This is a genomic window from Pseudidiomarina indica, assembly GCF_900104245.1.
In the GTDB taxonomy this organism is placed as follows: Bacteria; Pseudomonadota; Gammaproteobacteria; order Enterobacterales; family Alteromonadaceae; genus Pseudidiomarina; species Pseudidiomarina indica.
The window spans coordinates 260,613-275,316 of sequence record NZ_FMXN01000001.1 but is presented as its reverse complement, the minus strand read 5'-3'; the positions used below and the strand labels follow the sequence as shown (position 1 = coordinate 275,316).

Sequence of the window (14,704 nt, the reverse complement as noted above, 5' to 3'; positions counted from 1 at the left end):
GTGTATTTAGACGCTTTTTCTTAAGTTTTCCATATGCAGCAAGGCTTGAGTAAGCGGCTGCTTAGGCTTTGTTATCAGCGTTACTGTTGTATCAAACTCGAGCATTTTACCATGGTGTAATACTAATATCTTGTCTGCAAGGTGGCGCACGAGCTCCGGAGAATGGGATGAAAAAATAAACGACACGCCCATTTCTTTTTTTAAATCAATAAGTAAGTTTATAATCTGCGCACGGATGGACGGATCCAATGCGCTGAGTGCCTCATCTGCCACGATAACTAGCGGGTTTAAAAGGATGGCACGCGCGATACAAACCCGTGCTAACTGGCCACTGGCGAGCATATGCGGATAAAAATCAAAATGTTCAGCGAGTAATCCGACCCGTTCTAGAGTTGCGAGAACATGCTGATGCTGTTTCGCCAAAGGCCAATCGGTGTTGAACCGTAATGGCTCTAATAATTGTTGGCCAATATTGCGTTGTGGATCGAGTGAGGCCAAACCATCTTGAAAAATCATACGGATTTGCTGACAACGTGATTTGTAGTCATAAGGTTTTAGTAGGGTGCCATTCAATGCGATGGAACCCGCATGGGGCGTATCAATGCCTGCAATTAACTTAATCAGAGTCGATTTACCAGACCCTGTTTCGCCGATAATCGCAACGGTTTCTCCTTGCCGCACTGTAAAGCTCACTGCATCCAGCGCACAAATCCGTTGTTGTTTCAGCCAACCCACTTGTTTGACGTAATACTTGGTCAGATTATGAATCTGTAACAGGTTACTCATTATCATCTCCGTCACCTAAGGGATAATGGCAGGCGAATTGACGTTTATTAGACATCCGGAGCTCAGGACGTTGAACACAAATACGTTGGGCATTGGGGCAGCGTGGGCCAAGCCGACAACCAATGGGTAGATTTTGGCTGGTTGGTATTGCTCCGGGAAGAGTGGGGAGCTTGGTTTTTGCGGGGTAGGACTGATCCAGAAAGCTCATTTTACACATGGCATCGGTATAAGGATGCCGTGGTCTGGATAGTAACTCGTCTTTCGGCCCCACTTCCATGAGCTGCCCACAGTAGATAAAACTTAAGCGTTCGGTTTGTGGCATCATGCTGGTGAGATCTTGGGTGATCAATAAAATGCTCATGCCATCATCGCGATTCAACCGCGCTAATTGCTGGTAGATTTGGTGACGCGTATACGGGCCCATAGCCGATGTAGGTTCATCGGCAACTAAGAACTTAGGGCGATGGGCCAATGCCATTGCGACCCCAATTTTTTGTGCCACGCCATCGGATAGCTGGGACGGGTAGCTGGTGTAGATGGCATCTATATCATCGATTTCAACTTGTTGAAGGAGCTGGCTCAGTTGTTCGCGTTGCTCCCGTTTACGGCGAAACAATCTGGTGGACTGCCGCCGCATCATGACTTCTTCTAATTGGTGACCAACACGCACATAGGGGTCGAGGTAACTGGCTGGATTTTGAAAAATCATCGCCATGTCTTGGCTTGTAATTGCCCGGCGTTGTGAGGTTGTCATGGCAAGTAAATCTTGTTGCCGCCACCACAGGCGATCGGCGGTGATTCGCCACTTAGGTTGAATAAAACCAAGAATCGCTTTCGCTAATAAGCTTTTACCAGATCCCGACTCACCCACAAGGGTATGGATTTCCCCCTCGGCTAATTGCAAATTAAACCCGTCAAGTACCTTGACGGGACCTTCGGGGCTTTCCAAAGCAATGGTGAGGTTACGGATATCTAGAATGGGATTCACGACAAACGTTCCTGTTGTTGAATGGCGCGGTGCAAATTATCTCCGAGTATATTAATCGAGAGAACGGTCACAAATAACATCAGTCCGGGCAGGAGCATGGACCATGGGTTTAGGTACATATGGTCGAGACTGCGCGCTAGCATGGTGCCCCACTCGGGAGCCGGTGATTGCACACCCAAGCCAAGAAAACCGAGTGCGGCAATATCAAGAATGGCGGTCGACAAAGCAAAGGTCAGCTGCACCACAATCACCGAGGTGATATTCGGAAAGATGACACGTCTAAGTATGTAACTGCGCGAGCAACCATTGAGCCGAGCAGCAATGACATATTCTTTGGCTCGTTGGGTGTAGACCGCATTCTGGACACTATGAATGAATTGTGGAATTAACACGAGCGTAATGGCGATCATGACTGTATGGAGCGATGGACCAAAAATCGCCACAATCACCAATGCTAATAATAACGACGGTATGGTTAAGACCACATCCAAAAAATGGGTGAGCGTTGATGATTGAACGCCACGACTCATGCCCGCCCATGCGCCAATTGTGGTGCCGATAAAGGCAGCAATAAATGTCGCAATCAATGGGTAGCCAAGGCTGTACCACGCCCCGTACAGGACTCGCGACAGAATATCGCGGCCGAGATCATCGGTACCAAAAACAAAGCGCATTTCACCTTCAGGATGCCAGGCCGGCGGAAGATAGATCACATCGGTAAACTGCCATTCAGGCGAGTAGGGGGCTAGGATGGGCGCCAATAGCATGGCAAGAACAATCACTGCTAACAGGTAGTAGGCGGCAACCGAGATCGGGTTGGCATGAAACTCTCGCCAAATCATCAGTAATGGCGAGGGGGCTTTAAACTGATAATAAATTCCATGTTTAGTCTTCATCAATGACATCTCGCACTTGTGGAAAACGCCATGCATGAATTAAATCAACGGCAAAGTTAACCGCTAGGATAAGCATCGCTAAACAAATTACTCCGCCCTGCAACACAGGGTAATCACGTTCAAAAATACTTTTGACTAACGCACTGCCAATACCCGGCCAATTAAAAATTACTTCAACAATCATGATGTTTGTCACTAACACACTAAATTGTAACCCGGCTTCGCGCAGCACCGGTTGAATGGAGGTGGGTAAGACATGTTTTACTAAAATGGTGCGATCGCTGAGCCCGCGAACTCGGGCTGCTTTAATGTGGTTGAGCTGCAAGGTATCGAGCACCGCACTGCGGATCATGCGAACTAACATGGTTAATGGGATCAACGCGACGACTAAGGTTGGCAGCCAAAGATGCTTGAGTGCATTGACCCACGCGGAAGCTCGGTACGGTATATCGCTCAGCCAAATATCAACAAGAATTGAGCCAGTTTGGGTGTCAATGGCGTATAACGGGTGAATTTGACCCGTGACAGGACTCCAGTCTAACTGAATTGCAAAGAGCAGAATGGCCAACTGTGCGAACCAAAATACTGGAATGGAATAGGTGCTGAGACTCAAGCTGAGAATGAGTCGATCCTGCCATTGGCGTTGTTGTAAGGCAGCATAGACACCGAGCGGGACACCAACTAACACGGCCAACAAGGCTCCTAGAATCATGAGTTCTACGGTAGCACCTAACTGCTGCATCAGACGGGGGAAAACAGGTTCTTGGCTGGTTAATGAAAGCCCCCAATCACCGCGTGTTAGATGGGCAATATATTGGCCATACTGACGAAAAATTGTGCTATCCATCGCGCGCGCGTTGGCTTCATCGTGATAGGTATCCATTGCGGGAGTCACACCACTCATGTTGGTGAGGGTATTCCCTGGATACCAGTAATTTAACGAGAAGGTAAAAATGGAAAGCAGCCAGAGGGTGATGCTGAATAATAGAATGCGCCGTAGACTAAAGCGGAACATGGGTTAACCTCCGCGCGTTGCCAAAGCGAATACCGCCGTAAGGAGGAAGTTCAACCCCAGTAATATTTTGTCGGTGAGCTTCAAAGCGCAGCGAACTGGCAATGGGGAGCAACGGAACTTGGTGCATTACATGGGTTTCAATGCGTTGGTATAACTGCTGGCGCTGTTCCTTGTCGGTCAACTGAATTGCCGCTAAGAGTTGCTGGTCAAAGTCCGGGTCACACCAATTCGTCCGATTGGCGCCCGAACGGACTGCTTCACAACTAAGGAGGGGGCGTAAAAAGTTGTCAGGGTCGGCATTGTCTGCAACCCAACCGATGAGTGCGGTGTCGTGTTCACCGCGCGCCATACGTTGCCGAAAGGTATTCCATTCATAGCTGATAATTTGAGCTTCAATACCAACTTGGGCTAAGTCTGCTTGCATTAATTCCGCCATGCGCAAGGCGTTTGGGTTATAGACCCGTTGAATGGCGGGGGCCCAAATTGACATGGTGAATCCATTTGGAAACCCCGCTTGCTTGAGCAATTCTTTCGCGCGTTGAGGATCATAAGGATAACCCGTCGCATTCGCTTGGTAGGCCCAAGAAGTACTCGGCAAGATGCCAGCCGCCAGTTGTGCTTGCCCATGGTAGATGGTCTGAATCATTGCAGGTCGATTAATCGCATGCGCGAGCGCTTGCCGTACCAACGTCTGATCAAAAGGTGGGCGGGCGGTATTAAATGCCCAAAATGCGCGGTTAGGACTGGCTGAACGCGTCACCTTAATCGTCGTATTATCATCGAGCTGCTCTAGCTCTTGTACCAGAGGGTAAGCAATGACATCACATTCTCCCGTAAGCAATTTCAGCATACGTTTATTGGCATTAGGAGTAATGGCATAGACTAAATGGTTCACAGCTGGTTTTCCTTGCCAATAACTAGGATTCGCTGCATAACGAATAAATGAATCTTTCCGAAATTCAATAAATTGGAACGGTCCCGTTCCCACCGGTTGGCGATCGAGTAATTCAGGAGTGCCTTGCTCAGTGAGTTGCTGCGCATATTCTGCGGATAGAATCACCGCAAAATCAGTGGCTAAATTAGCAAGAAAAGAGCTATCAATTCGCGTGAGAACAAAATCAACGGTCCAGGGATCAATTATTTCGATCCGGGCAATTAACTGCATTAAGCCACTGGCACGGAAAAAGGGGTATTGGCCGCCATTGATGGTGTGATAGGGATGCTGCGGATCCAACCACCGCTGAAAACTAAATAGAACATCTTCAGCTTGAAAAGGGCGCGTTGGACTGAACCAAGGCGTGTGGTGGAAGTTCACCTGCTGCCGTAAATGGAAGCGATAGCGTTGTCCCTGATCGAGCGTTTCCCACCGGTGAGCAAGGCCTGGCACAAAGATCTGTTGTTCGGCATCGTAATCAATGAGACGGTTATAAAGTTGCGCCGAGGTGGCATCAACCGTTGTTCCTGAGGTATCTAACTGTGGGTTAAAACTCTCTGGGTTTCCCTCTGAGCAATACACCAGTCCATCATGAATGATCTGCTCATGGGTTTTGAGTGGACCGCAGCCAGCCAAGGATAAGCATACTGCGGCAAGCAGCCAGCGTGTCATGAGCTATCCTTGGCCTTCTAGTAGTTGATATTTTTTCAAATAACCGCGTAGCTGATGATAGGTTAACCCCAAGATATCTGCCGTTTTCTTTTGGTTAAATTGCGCATGTTGCAAGGCGCGTTGTAACACATCAATTTCGAAATCGGCCGTGAGGGTTTTAAAATCCACTGGCTGTTGGTCGAAATCGAGTTGAAATGATTGCGCGGGCTTGGCGGCAGTCGGCGATGCTGGTGTTGCTTCCAGAGTTATCGGGGTTGCCTGTGGCTTACTCGATTGTTGACGATGTGCCGCTGGTTGCGGGCGATAAGGGCTCGCAAAGGGGTCAAGAATAATGTCATGCAAGGCCAAATGACCGCTGCCTAAGCGATACACGGAACGTTCAATCACGTTTTTCAATTCCCGCACATTGCCTGGCCAATGGTAGTCCAATAAGGTTTGCTTGGCCTGTTCGGTGAAGCCGCTAAATAGTTCATAGTCCAGCTCACGCGCCATTTGAATGGCAAAGTGTTCGGCTAAAATCAGAATATCTTCCCGCCGTTCTCGTAATGGGGGCAGGGTAATCACGTCAAAGGCCAGCCGATCCAATAGGTCCGCCCGAAACTTTCCAGCTTCAGCAAGGCTGGGCAAGTCTTCATTGGTGGCGGCAATAAGACGGGTATCGACGCGAATGGTTTTAGCGCCGCCCACCCGCTCAAACTCACCGTATTCAATCACACGCAGTATTTTTTCTTGCACCAACGCTGAGGTGTTGGCAAGCTCATCGAGAAAGAGAGTTCCCCCATCCGCGCGTTCAAAGCGACCTTCATGACGTTTTTGTGCTCCGGTAAACGCCCCGGCTTCATGGCCAAACAATTCGCTCTCTAATAAGCTTTCGCTGAGTGCTGCACAGTTAAGCTTGACATAGTTTTGTTCCCAGCGCTTGGATAAGTAGTGTATCCGCGCCGCAATCAACTCTTTACCGGTGCCACGTTCACCGATAATAAGGACGGGTTTGTGCAACGGGGCGATTTGGGAAACTTGCTCTAAAACAGACAGAAAGCTATTTGCTTCCCCAATTAAATTTTCAGCGGCGCCAAAGCGACTCATAGGAAGTACCACACATTCATTGTTGTTATTAGTGAATTTCACTAAATATTAGTGTATTTCATAAGTGGACTGCGTCAAATGATTTTTTGATAATACGCTAAAACGATTGAAATTAAAGGGATTTCGTCGTGATGAAAAAGTTGGCATGGTATCTGCATTAAAACCAAGCGAAAGTTAATTTATGTTTCATAGAGTTTAAATGAGGAACACACAATGGGTATCTTTACACGTTTTACAGATATCGTAAATTCAAACATCAATGCCTTATTGGATAAAGCGGAAGATCCAGAAAAAATGGTTCGTCTGATTATCCAAGAGATGGAAGACACCCTGGTTGAAGTCCGTTCAACGTCGGCTCGCTTAATTGCAGAGAAGAAAGACACGGAACGCCAACTGGGACGCTTTGAGAAAGAAGCAGCTGAGTGGGAAGCGAAAGCAACACTCGCGCTCAGTAAAGATCGCGAAGATTTAGCGCGCTTGGCTCTGATTGAAAAGCAAAAAGCGATGACGGATGCAGAATCTTTGCAGGCAGAACTAGGTCGCTTGGATGAACACTTAAATCGTTTAAGTGAAGAAGTGGGGCAGTTACAAGAAAAATTGGCGGATGCGAAAGCGCGTCAAAAAGCCATCATCATGCGTCAACGAGCTGCCAGCAGTCGGTTGGAAGTGAAAAAACGCATTGATAGTGGAAAAATTGATGATGCAATGTTGCGCTTCGAACGATTTGAATCAAAAATTGATGATCTTGAGTCACAAGTTGAAGCCTATGATCTCGGCAAGAAAACCCTTCGTGATGAATTTGCTCAACTCGAAACTGATGAAAAGATCGATGATGAATTAGCCGCTTTGAAAGCGCGGATTCAGAAGGGAAAAGCAGAGGATAATGCTTAACTTCGAAGCCAGTACGAACGGATGGGGGAATCAATCCCCCGCCGATTAAGTTGAATGACAAGAGACATTAATATGGAAAGTATCGCAGCGATCATTGGTGCCCCCATTATTTTATTTATGATCTTTGTGGCACCCCTTTGGGTCATTATGCATTACCGCAGTCAGCGTAAAATCAGTCAAGGGCTCAGTGAAGAAGAATTAGTACAACTGCAAGAGTTAGCGCAGCAGGCAGAACGGATGCGTGACCGCATTGCAACCTTAGAATCGATTCTTGATGCAGAGTCACCGAAGTGGAGGGACCGAGTATGAGTCAGTCCAGTGGAACACGTCGCACATTGATGCGCGATAAAGCGAAAGGGAAAATTGCTGGAGTCTGTGCTGGCATTGCCGAGCATTATCATATTGAAGTGTGGTTAGTGCGCATTATTGCAGTCACGGCACTGATTTTTAGCTCGAGTTTTGTCACTGTCATCTATATTGCATTGTGGTTTATTCTCGACGAAAAAAAGCCCGAGCCCGCAGCACTAAATACGTCACAGATTGGCGTTAAAACGAAAGTGTGGGAAGCGGGTGAAGCACCGACGCGAGCATTGCAAGAGATTCAGCAGGAGTTTCAAGCAATGGAGAAATCACTGCAACGCATGGAACATTATGTGACGTCGAATTCGTACAAAATTGATCGAGAATTGAATCAGTTATAATTTTTTATCACAGCGCATCAACTCACTCGTGAACAACCCCGTTGTTTAGCATGGCTAGCAGCGGGGTTTTTTTGTTGAAGTGGAAAATTTACGTTACAGCGAATAGGTGTTGTTCTGTTTCTGTGCAGTTGCCTATTCTTCATTCACTATGCAAGCTGAAGGCAGACAACAAGGAGATTTTCTGCCCATGCGCAATAACGATAAAGATAAATCGCAGCAGTGGCAGCCAGCAACTCTTACCATTCACGGCGGTCGTCGTCGGGATGAGTTTGGGTCATTGGTTGCACCTCTCTATCAAACCGCGACGTTTTCCTTTGCGAATACGGCGCAAGGTTCAGCCCGTTTCGCCGGGGAAGAATCCGGTTATATCTACACCCGATTAGGAAACCCCACAGTGACGGAACTCGAAGCTCGAGTTGCCGCGTTGGAAGGGTTTCCTGCAGCGGCGGCAGCAGCGACTGGTATGGGGGCCGTATCGGCGACCATGCTGGCGTTTGTGCAGCAGGGTGACCACGTTTTGGTCTCTGATGCCATTTATGGTTGTAGCTTTGCGTTATTTTCGGAGCTATTTACTCGCTTTGGCATTGCCGTCGATTTTGTGGATATGGCTGATTTAGAAAAAACGCGGGCGGCCATTCGCTCCAATACCCGCTTGGTATTTCTTGAATCGCCAGTGAACCCACATTTAAAGGTGCTAGATATTGCCGCCATCGCGGCCATTGCCCATGAGGTTGGTGCGCGCGTCGTGGTCGACAACACGTTCATGACCCCCTTATTGCAGCAGCCGAAACGCCAAGGGGCCGACTTGGTATTACACAGTGCCACCAAGTATTTGAATGGCCATGGCGATGTGGTGGCGGGCATTGTCTGTGGCAGCGAAGAAGATATTGAGCTGATTAAATTAACCACGTTAAAAGATATGGGCGCAACTATGAGCCCTCATGATGCCTGGTTAATTTTACGTGGATTGAAGACCTTGGATGTACGCATGGAACGGCATTGTCATAATGCCGTCAAAGTCGCTGAGTACTTGCGTGCGCATCCGGCGGTGAAACAAGTCTACTTCCCAGGGTTTGCCGACCATCCTGCCCAAGCCTTGATGGGCACACAAATGTATGGTGCTGGCGCAGTGATCGCCTTTGAATTGCATGGCGACTTGGCAACCGCGCGGCAGGTGTTGGATAGTTTGCAATTAATTACCTTGGCGGTGAGTTTGGGGGATGCTGAAACTTTGATCCAGCATCCGGCTTCCATGACTCACTCGCCGTATACGCCCGAAGCACGTGCCATTGCGGGCATTAGCGATACCCTAATTCGCATGTCGGTAGGGCTGGAAGCGGTCGAAGATATTCTTGCCGACCTTGAGCAAGCGCTGATGAATTGCCAATCACTTTCACAGCAGACGAATAAGGAGCTGGTGAGCCATGAGTAAGTCAAGTCAATACGTGTCACATCAACCCGACGCGAACGGCATTATTGCCTGGAGCGATGAAGAAAATGCTATCTGGCGTGATCTGATCACTCGTCAGTTGAGCATTGTTCCTGGTAAAGCTTGTGATGAGTATTTACATGGCCTCGAGCTGCTTGACCTGCCTCGCGATCGCATTCCGCAATTGCATGAAATTAATCGCGTATTGGAAGCAACAACGGGCTGGCAAGTGGCTCAGGTTCCTGCGTTAATTCCATTTGATGAGTTTTTCCGACTGCTAGCTAATAAACAGTTCCCGGTCGCAACCTTTATCCGTACCCGTGAGGAATTTGACTACTTACAAGAGCCGGATATTTTCCATGAAATATTTGGCCATTGTCCGTTATTGACGAATCCGGCATTTGCTCACTTTACCCATCAGTACGGTAAGTTGGGATTAAATGCGACGCCTAAAGAGCGTGTTTATTTAGCGCGTTTGTATTGGTTTACCGTGGAATTTGGGTTACTTCAAACCGCCGAAGGATTGCGTATTTATGGCGGCGGGATTTTGTCCTCACCGGGTGAAACGGAGTACGCCATGTTCAGTGATAAGCCAGAGCGTAAGCCGTTAAAGCCGCTTGACGCATTGCGGACCCCATATCGGATCGATATTATGCAACCCATCTATTACACCTTGGGTAGCACCGAAGAACTCTTTGAAATTGCTGAAATGGATATTATGGCTTTGGTGCATGAAGCCATGACGTTGGGGCTGTTTGAACCCAAGTTTCCACCAAAGAATAAAACCAGCGCAGCTTAATTAACGATTAAAATAAAGAGGAAGTTCATGTCAGACTTAAAAAACCAACGCTGTGAAGCCTGTCGAGCGGATGCGCCTAAAGTTTCCGACGCCGAGTTGGCTGAGTTGATTCGCCAAATTCCCGATTGGACCCCGGTGGTTCGTGATGGAGTGATGCAATTGGAACGGGTGTTTAAGTTTAAAAACTTTAAACAAGCGTTGGCGTTTACCAATCAGGTCGCAGAGATTGCTGAGGAAGAGTTCCATCATCCGACATTAATTACTGAATGGGGTCAAGTCACCGTGGTCTGGTGGACGCACGCCATCCAAGGGTTGCATAAAAACGACTTTATTATGGCAGCCCGTACGGATGCAGTGTTAACGACCGATTAACAGAGCTTTAGAAACGAGAATGAAAAAGCCTGTGAGATGACTTATCTCACGGGCTTTTTTAATGTATACTTTGCTTTACAGTTCAGTTAATTTGATGGCAACGTATGCGGCTAGAGATTACATGTGATGATCGATTGGGCATCGCTCAAGATGTCTTACAGATATTGCGTGATCATGAGATCGACTTGCGTGGTATTGAAGTGGACCCCAAAGGGAAAATATTCCTAAATTTTCCAGAATTGGAGTTTGAAGATTTTCAACATTTAATGCCAGAAATACGTCGCATTCCTAACGTCAAAGACGTTAAAACCATTTCAATTATGCCCTCAGAGCGAGAGCACTTCGAATTTAAACTCCTGCTGAATAAGCTTCCTGATCCCGTTCTCACCGTTGATAGTCGCGGGGTCATTGATATTGCTAATGAAGCTGCCCAGTTGGTGTTTAGCGATCACTGTACGCCACTGTCAGGCACCTCGATTAGCCAATGGCTGACAGGTTTTTCGGTGGTTCGTTGGTTAGAAAAACAACCCGAAGAACCCACCACCCAACAAATTAGTGCGGGCGGTTCAAAATACTTTGCTGACATACTTCCAACCTGGGTGCGTGATAATGATGGCACCAGCCAGTTTGCTGGAGCGGTCATTACCTGTAAGCCGCAACCGCTGGTGCAACAGTGGCAACGGGGCGGGCATCATGATGCGTTTAAACAAATTTTAGGCGAGCACAGCAGCATGAAAAAGCTGCTTAAAGAAGCAGCACGCATGGCAGAGTTGAACGTTCCCTTGCTCATTCAAGGTGAAACGGGGGTGGGTAAAGAGCTCATGGCCCGAGCTTGTCATCAAGCCAGTTCACGGTCAGCAAAACCATTTCTTGCGATTAATTGCGCCGCCTTGCCCGATAACGTGGCTGAGAGCGAGTTATTTGGCCATGGTAAGGGGAGCTTAGGGCCATACACGGAAGGGAAAAAAGGAATTTTTGAGCAGGCGAATGGTGGCACCGTATTACTGGATGCTGTGGGTGAAATGTCCAATGGTTTGCAAGCCAAACTCCTGCGGTTTATTCAGGATGGCCGGTTTCGTCGGATTGGCGAGGAGCAAGAAGTTACCGTGGATGTACGAATTATTTGCTCCACGCAAGATGATTTACTCGAACGCGTCGAGGCAGGCACGTTCCGTGAGGATTTATTTTATCGCCTGAATGTGCTGACACTACACATTCCACCGTTGCGGGAGCGAAAGTCAGATATCAACCTATTAGCCGATCATTTTATGGTGCAATCGTGCCAGCGCTTGGGGCGTAGTATGATGTTAATGACCCGAGCTGCCCGCGAAGCCTTGCAACGTTATCAATGGCCAGGAAATGTTCGTCAATTAGAGAATGTGCTGTTCCGCTCTATCTCGATGGCGGAAGGCGATACCTTGAATCTCGCTGACATTCACTTACCGGATAGCGAACGCTTGCACGAAAATGTCGCAGTGGATTTGGAAGAAGGCAGCTTGGAAGAAGCGGTGAAAAAATTCGAAGCTACCATTCTAAGACGACTGTATCCCAGCTACCCAAGCACCCGACAATTAGCGAAGAAACTAGGCCTTTCTCATACTGCTGTTGCGAACAAACTCCGTGAATACGGGATTGGCAAAAGTCGCCGCAAGTAACTGGTTTCCCAAGCAATCCATTCTAGAAAACAGTCTGCGTAAATGAATCTTTACAGGCTGACGCAGCTTTGTAACGGAATTTTTACACGCCCCCTTGTCTGCTGGCCTTACTCCTAAAGTGTAAGTTTATCTTTACAGGCTCTTACTTTTACTAAAACACCACCTTTCATTGGTGCCCTCTGGCGTGAATGCCCATCTCTGCGCATAGTAATACAGATAGCATTTATCGAGACTCCCACCACATAACAATTAAGGGAGTCATTTTTAGTGGAACAACGAGGTCATTATGTCTGATATTCATTACAACCCATTACAAACCATCGGCTTTGAGTTTGTCGAATACACGGCTCCGGATGCTCAAGGCATTGCCGCATTAAAAGACTTGTTCGTGAAGCTTGGCTTTACTGAAGTGGCCAAGCATAAATCCAAAGACGTTTGGTTGTATAAGCAAAACGACATTAACTTCATTATTAATGCCGACGTAGGCGGTCAAGCAGAAGCCTTTGCCAAAGCTCATGGTGCGAGTGTTTGTGGCATGGCGTGGCGAGTGGCGGATGCCAAGCAAGCATTTGAACATGCGGTAGCCAAAGGAGCTAAACCTTTCCAGCGCCAAGTAAATGCTGGTGAAGCTGAATTTCCAGCGGTGTATGGCATTGGCGAAAGCGTGCTGTCGTTCGTGGACAGTGACATTTATGCCGTGGATTTTGAATTCCATGAGAATTGGGAAGAAAACATGAAAGCCCATGGTGCGGGCCTCTATGAAATTGACCACTTAACCCATAACGTCCATCGCGGCAACATGGATACTTGGGCTGGCTTCTATGAGCGCATTGCGAACTTCCGTGAAATTCGCTATTTCGATATTGAAGGCAAACTCACGGGCTTACTGAGCCGTGCAATGACCGGTCCTTGTGGCAAGATTCGCATTCCAATTAATGAGTCATTGGATGATAAATCGCAAATTGAAGAGTATTTGCGTGAATACAATGGTGAAGGAATTCAGCACATTGCACTAACCAGCGATAACATTTATGAGACGGTTCGTTATCTGCGTTCGATCGGCATGGACTTTATGCCAACCCCAGATACCTACTATGACCGCGTGAATGACCGCGTTGAAGGCCATGAAGAAGACGTCGACGCCTTGCGTGAGCTGCAAATTCTGATTGATGGTGCGCCGATGAAAGATGGTATTTTGCTGCAGATTTTCACCCAAACTGTGATTGGTCCGGTGTTCTTCGAAATCATTCAGCGGAAAGGTAACGAAGGCTTCGGTGAAGGCAACTTCAAAGCGCTGTTTGAATCCATCGAAGAAGATCAAATTCGTCGGGGAGTATTGAGCGATGCGTAGATGGATCAGCTTTCCGAAACAAGTTGGGATTGCCTCAAAGCAGGCGCATGCCGACTTTCCGGAGCAAGCGATCTATGAGCGCGAAGTAGGGCGGAGTGGTTTTTTTGGACCTGCGACGCACTTTCATCATCGCCATGCTCCAACCGATTGGAGTTCTTGGGAGGGCGAGTTACGGCCGCGTAATTTTGACCTCAACCAACTGACTGAGCTTGCCACGGAATCACCGTGGCAAGTGCCGCTGTTGCTCCATAATGCTCAGTGTAAGTTCCGTATGTGGCATTGCCACGAAGCGATGACGTTTTTAGTGCGCAATGCGGATGGCGACGATCTCCTGTTTATTCATGAGGGCCGAGGTGAACTATTCTGTGACTATGGCCACATCACCTTGGAAAAAGGGGATTACTTTGTGGTGCCGCGCTCGACTTCGTGGCGCTTAGAACCGCTTGAACCCATGCAGATTCTGATGATTGAAGCCACCAATAGTGCCTATCAATTGCCAGAGAAAGGCATTGTTGGGAATCATGCGATTTTTGACCCTGCCTGTTTAGAAACACCGCTGATTGATGATGCTTTCAAGGCCCAATACAGTGAAGAACCGTGGCAGGTTCTGGTCAAGCGTCATGGTGAGATATCCTGTATTACCTATCCATTCAACCCATTGGATGCGATCGGTTGGCATGGCGATTTGGCGCCGGTGCGAATTAATTGGCGTGATATTCGTCCGTTGATGAGTCACCGCTATCACTTGCCTCCTTCTGCCCATACCACCTTTGTGGCCGATGGTTTTGTGGTCTGTACCTTTGTGCCGCGCCCAATTGAATCCGATCCGGGAGCCTTGAAAGTACCTTTTTATCACAACAATGACGATTACGACGAGGTGCTGTTCTATCACGAGGGTGACTTCTTTAGTCGCGACAACATTGATCGCGGCATGGTGACCTTCCATCCTGCTGGGTTTACCCATGGCCCTCATCCAAAAGCTTTCCAGGCCGGATTAGAATATCGGAAAAAATTTACCGATGAGGTGGCGGTGATGCTGGATACGCGTCATGCGCTTACCATGGGCGACGTCTGTGCCACGGTCGAAAATCATGACTATGTGAATAGTTGGAAAGCCAAACCTTAAAGA

Annotated in this window: 15 protein-coding genes; 9 read left to right on the top strand and 6 right to left on the bottom strand. The window is 47.9% G+C overall.

Annotation, left to right across the window (positions count from 1 at the left end; all coding sequences use genetic code 11):
• Window positions 1-6: 6 nt before the first annotated feature.
• The 6 genes from BLP64_RS01240 to pspF are packed head-to-tail and all read right to left on the bottom strand — an operon-like array spanning window position 7 to window position 6,377.
• Window positions 7-786 carry an ATP-binding cassette domain-containing protein gene (locus BLP64_RS01240; protein WP_092590915.1) on the bottom strand — a complete coding sequence of 260 codons (780 nt, stop codon included), beginning with the start codon at window positions 784-786 and terminating at the stop codon, window positions 7-9.
• The gene (locus tag BLP64_RS01235) at window positions 779-1,774 is read right to left on the bottom strand and encodes an oligopeptide/dipeptide ABC transporter ATP-binding protein (protein WP_176754875.1); all 996 of its coding nucleotides are present in this window, start codon (window positions 1,772-1,774) and stop codon (window positions 779-781) included. The genes BLP64_RS01240 and BLP64_RS01235 overlap by 8 nt, the downstream gene beginning before the upstream one ends.
• Window positions 1,771-2,670 (bottom strand): ABC transporter permease subunit, encoded by a 900-nt coding sequence (locus tag BLP64_RS01230; protein WP_176754874.1) that lies wholly within the window; start codon window positions 2,668-2,670, stop codon window positions 1,771-1,773. The genes BLP64_RS01235 and BLP64_RS01230 overlap by 4 nt, the downstream gene beginning before the upstream one ends.
• Entirely contained in the window at window positions 2,660-3,685 is a 1,026-nt protein-coding gene (locus tag BLP64_RS01225; protein ID WP_092590913.1) for an ABC transporter permease, read from the bottom strand. Before BLP64_RS01225 ends, BLP64_RS01230 begins: the two co-directional genes overlap by 11 nt.
• A complete protein-coding gene (locus BLP64_RS01220; RefSeq protein WP_092590909.1) occupies window positions 3,672-5,291 on the bottom strand; it encodes an ABC transporter substrate-binding protein in 1,620 nt (539 codons plus the stop codon). The genes BLP64_RS01225 and BLP64_RS01220 overlap by 14 nt, the downstream gene beginning before the upstream one ends.
• Window positions 5,292-5,294: 3 nt before the next feature.
• Complete coding sequence (pspF, locus tag BLP64_RS01215) at window positions 5,295-6,377, bottom strand: phage shock protein operon transcriptional activator (RefSeq protein WP_092590907.1); 1,083 nt, start codon at window positions 6,375-6,377, stop codon at window positions 5,295-5,297.
• Window positions 6,378-6,590: 213 nt separating this feature from the next.
• Between pspF and pspA the strand changes: the two genes are divergently transcribed.
• From pspA to BLP64_RS01170, 9 genes are all read left to right on the top strand, one after another.
• Window positions 6,591-7,268: a phage shock protein PspA gene (pspA, locus tag BLP64_RS01210; protein ID WP_092590905.1), complete on the top strand. Its 678-nt coding sequence runs from the start codon at window positions 6,591-6,593 to the stop codon at window positions 7,266-7,268.
• 72 nt (window positions 7,269-7,340) lie between these two features.
• On the top strand, window positions 7,341-7,577 hold the full coding sequence (gene pspB / locus BLP64_RS01205) for an envelope stress response membrane protein PspB (protein ID WP_092590903.1): 237 nt from the start codon (window positions 7,341-7,343) through the stop codon (window positions 7,575-7,577).
• On the top strand, window positions 7,574-7,969 hold the full coding sequence (gene pspC / locus BLP64_RS01200; RefSeq protein WP_092590901.1) for an envelope stress response membrane protein PspC: 396 nt from the start codon (window positions 7,574-7,576) through the stop codon (window positions 7,967-7,969). The genes pspB and pspC overlap by 4 nt, the downstream gene beginning before the upstream one ends.
• Window positions 7,970-8,156: 187 nt before the next feature.
• Entirely contained in the window at window positions 8,157-9,401 is a 1,245-nt protein-coding gene (megL, locus tag BLP64_RS01195) for a methionine gamma-lyase (RefSeq protein ID WP_092590899.1), read from the top strand.
• Window positions 9,394-10,197: a phenylalanine 4-monooxygenase gene (gene phhA / locus BLP64_RS01190; RefSeq protein WP_092590897.1), complete on the top strand. Its 804-nt coding sequence runs from the start codon at window positions 9,394-9,396 to the stop codon at window positions 10,195-10,197. Before megL ends, phhA begins: the two co-directional genes overlap by 8 nt.
• 27 nt (window positions 10,198-10,224) lie before the next feature.
• Window positions 10,225-10,569, top strand: coding sequence for a 4a-hydroxytetrahydrobiopterin dehydratase (locus tag BLP64_RS01185; RefSeq protein WP_092590895.1), 345 nt, complete (start codon window positions 10,225-10,227; stop codon window positions 10,567-10,569).
• A gap of 104 nt (window positions 10,570-10,673) precedes the next feature.
• Window positions 10,674-12,224, top strand: coding sequence for a transcriptional regulator TyrR (tyrR, locus tag BLP64_RS01180; RefSeq protein ID WP_092590893.1), 1,551 nt, complete (start codon window positions 10,674-10,676; stop codon window positions 12,222-12,224).
• A gap of 286 nt (window positions 12,225-12,510) precedes the next feature.
• Window positions 12,511-13,575, top strand: coding sequence for a 4-hydroxyphenylpyruvate dioxygenase (gene hppD, locus BLP64_RS01175; protein ID WP_092590891.1), 1,065 nt, complete (start codon window positions 12,511-12,513; stop codon window positions 13,573-13,575).
• Complete coding sequence (locus BLP64_RS01170) at window positions 13,568-14,701, top strand: homogentisate 1,2-dioxygenase (protein ID WP_092590889.1); 1,134 nt, start codon at window positions 13,568-13,570, stop codon at window positions 14,699-14,701. The genes hppD and BLP64_RS01170 overlap by 8 nt, the downstream gene beginning before the upstream one ends.
• The last annotated feature ends 3 nt before the right edge of the window (window positions 14,702-14,704 follow it).

Bases quoted from the DNA above. Each gene is read 5' to 3' on its own strand.
- hppD (WP_092590891.1), top strand. From the start codon at position 12,511: ATGTCTGATATTCATTACAACCCATTACAAACCATCGGCTTTGAGTTT.
- BLP64_RS01185 (WP_092590895.1), top strand. From the start codon at position 10,225: ATGTCAGACTTAAAAAACCAACGCTGTGAAGCCTGTCGAGCGGATGCG.
- pspA (WP_092590905.1), top strand. From the start codon at position 6,591: ATGGGTATCTTTACACGTTTTACAGATATCGTAAATTCAAACATCAAT.
- pspC (WP_092590901.1), top strand. From the start codon at position 7,574: ATGAGTCAGTCCAGTGGAACACGTCGCACATTGATGCGCGATAAAGCG.
- tyrR (WP_092590893.1), top strand. From the start codon at position 10,674: ATGCGGCTAGAGATTACATGTGATGATCGATTGGGCATCGCTCAAGAT.
- BLP64_RS01230 (WP_176754874.1), bottom strand. From the start codon at position 2,670: ATGAAGACTAAACATGGAATTTATTATCAGTTTAAAGCCCCCTCGCCA.
- phhA (WP_092590897.1), top strand. From the start codon at position 9,394: ATGAGTAAGTCAAGTCAATACGTGTCACATCAACCCGACGCGAACGGC.
- pspF (WP_092590907.1), bottom strand. From the start codon at position 6,377: ATGAGTCGCTTTGGCGCCGCTGAAAATTTAATTGGGGAAGCAAATAGC.
- pspB (WP_092590903.1), top strand. From the start codon at position 7,341: ATGGAAAGTATCGCAGCGATCATTGGTGCCCCCATTATTTTATTTATG.
- megL (WP_092590899.1), top strand. From the start codon at position 8,157: ATGCGCAATAACGATAAAGATAAATCGCAGCAGTGGCAGCCAGCAACT.
- BLP64_RS01225 (WP_092590913.1), bottom strand. From the start codon at position 3,685: ATGTTCCGCTTTAGTCTACGGCGCATTCTATTATTCAGCATCACCCTC.
- BLP64_RS01220 (WP_092590909.1), bottom strand. From the start codon at position 5,291: ATGACACGCTGGCTGCTTGCCGCAGTATGCTTATCCTTGGCTGGCTGC.
- BLP64_RS01170 (WP_092590889.1), top strand. From the start codon at position 13,568: ATGCGTAGATGGATCAGCTTTCCGAAACAAGTTGGGATTGCCTCAAAG.
- BLP64_RS01240 (WP_092590915.1), bottom strand. From the start codon at position 786: ATGAGTAACCTGTTACAGATTCATAATCTGACCAAGTATTACGTCAAA.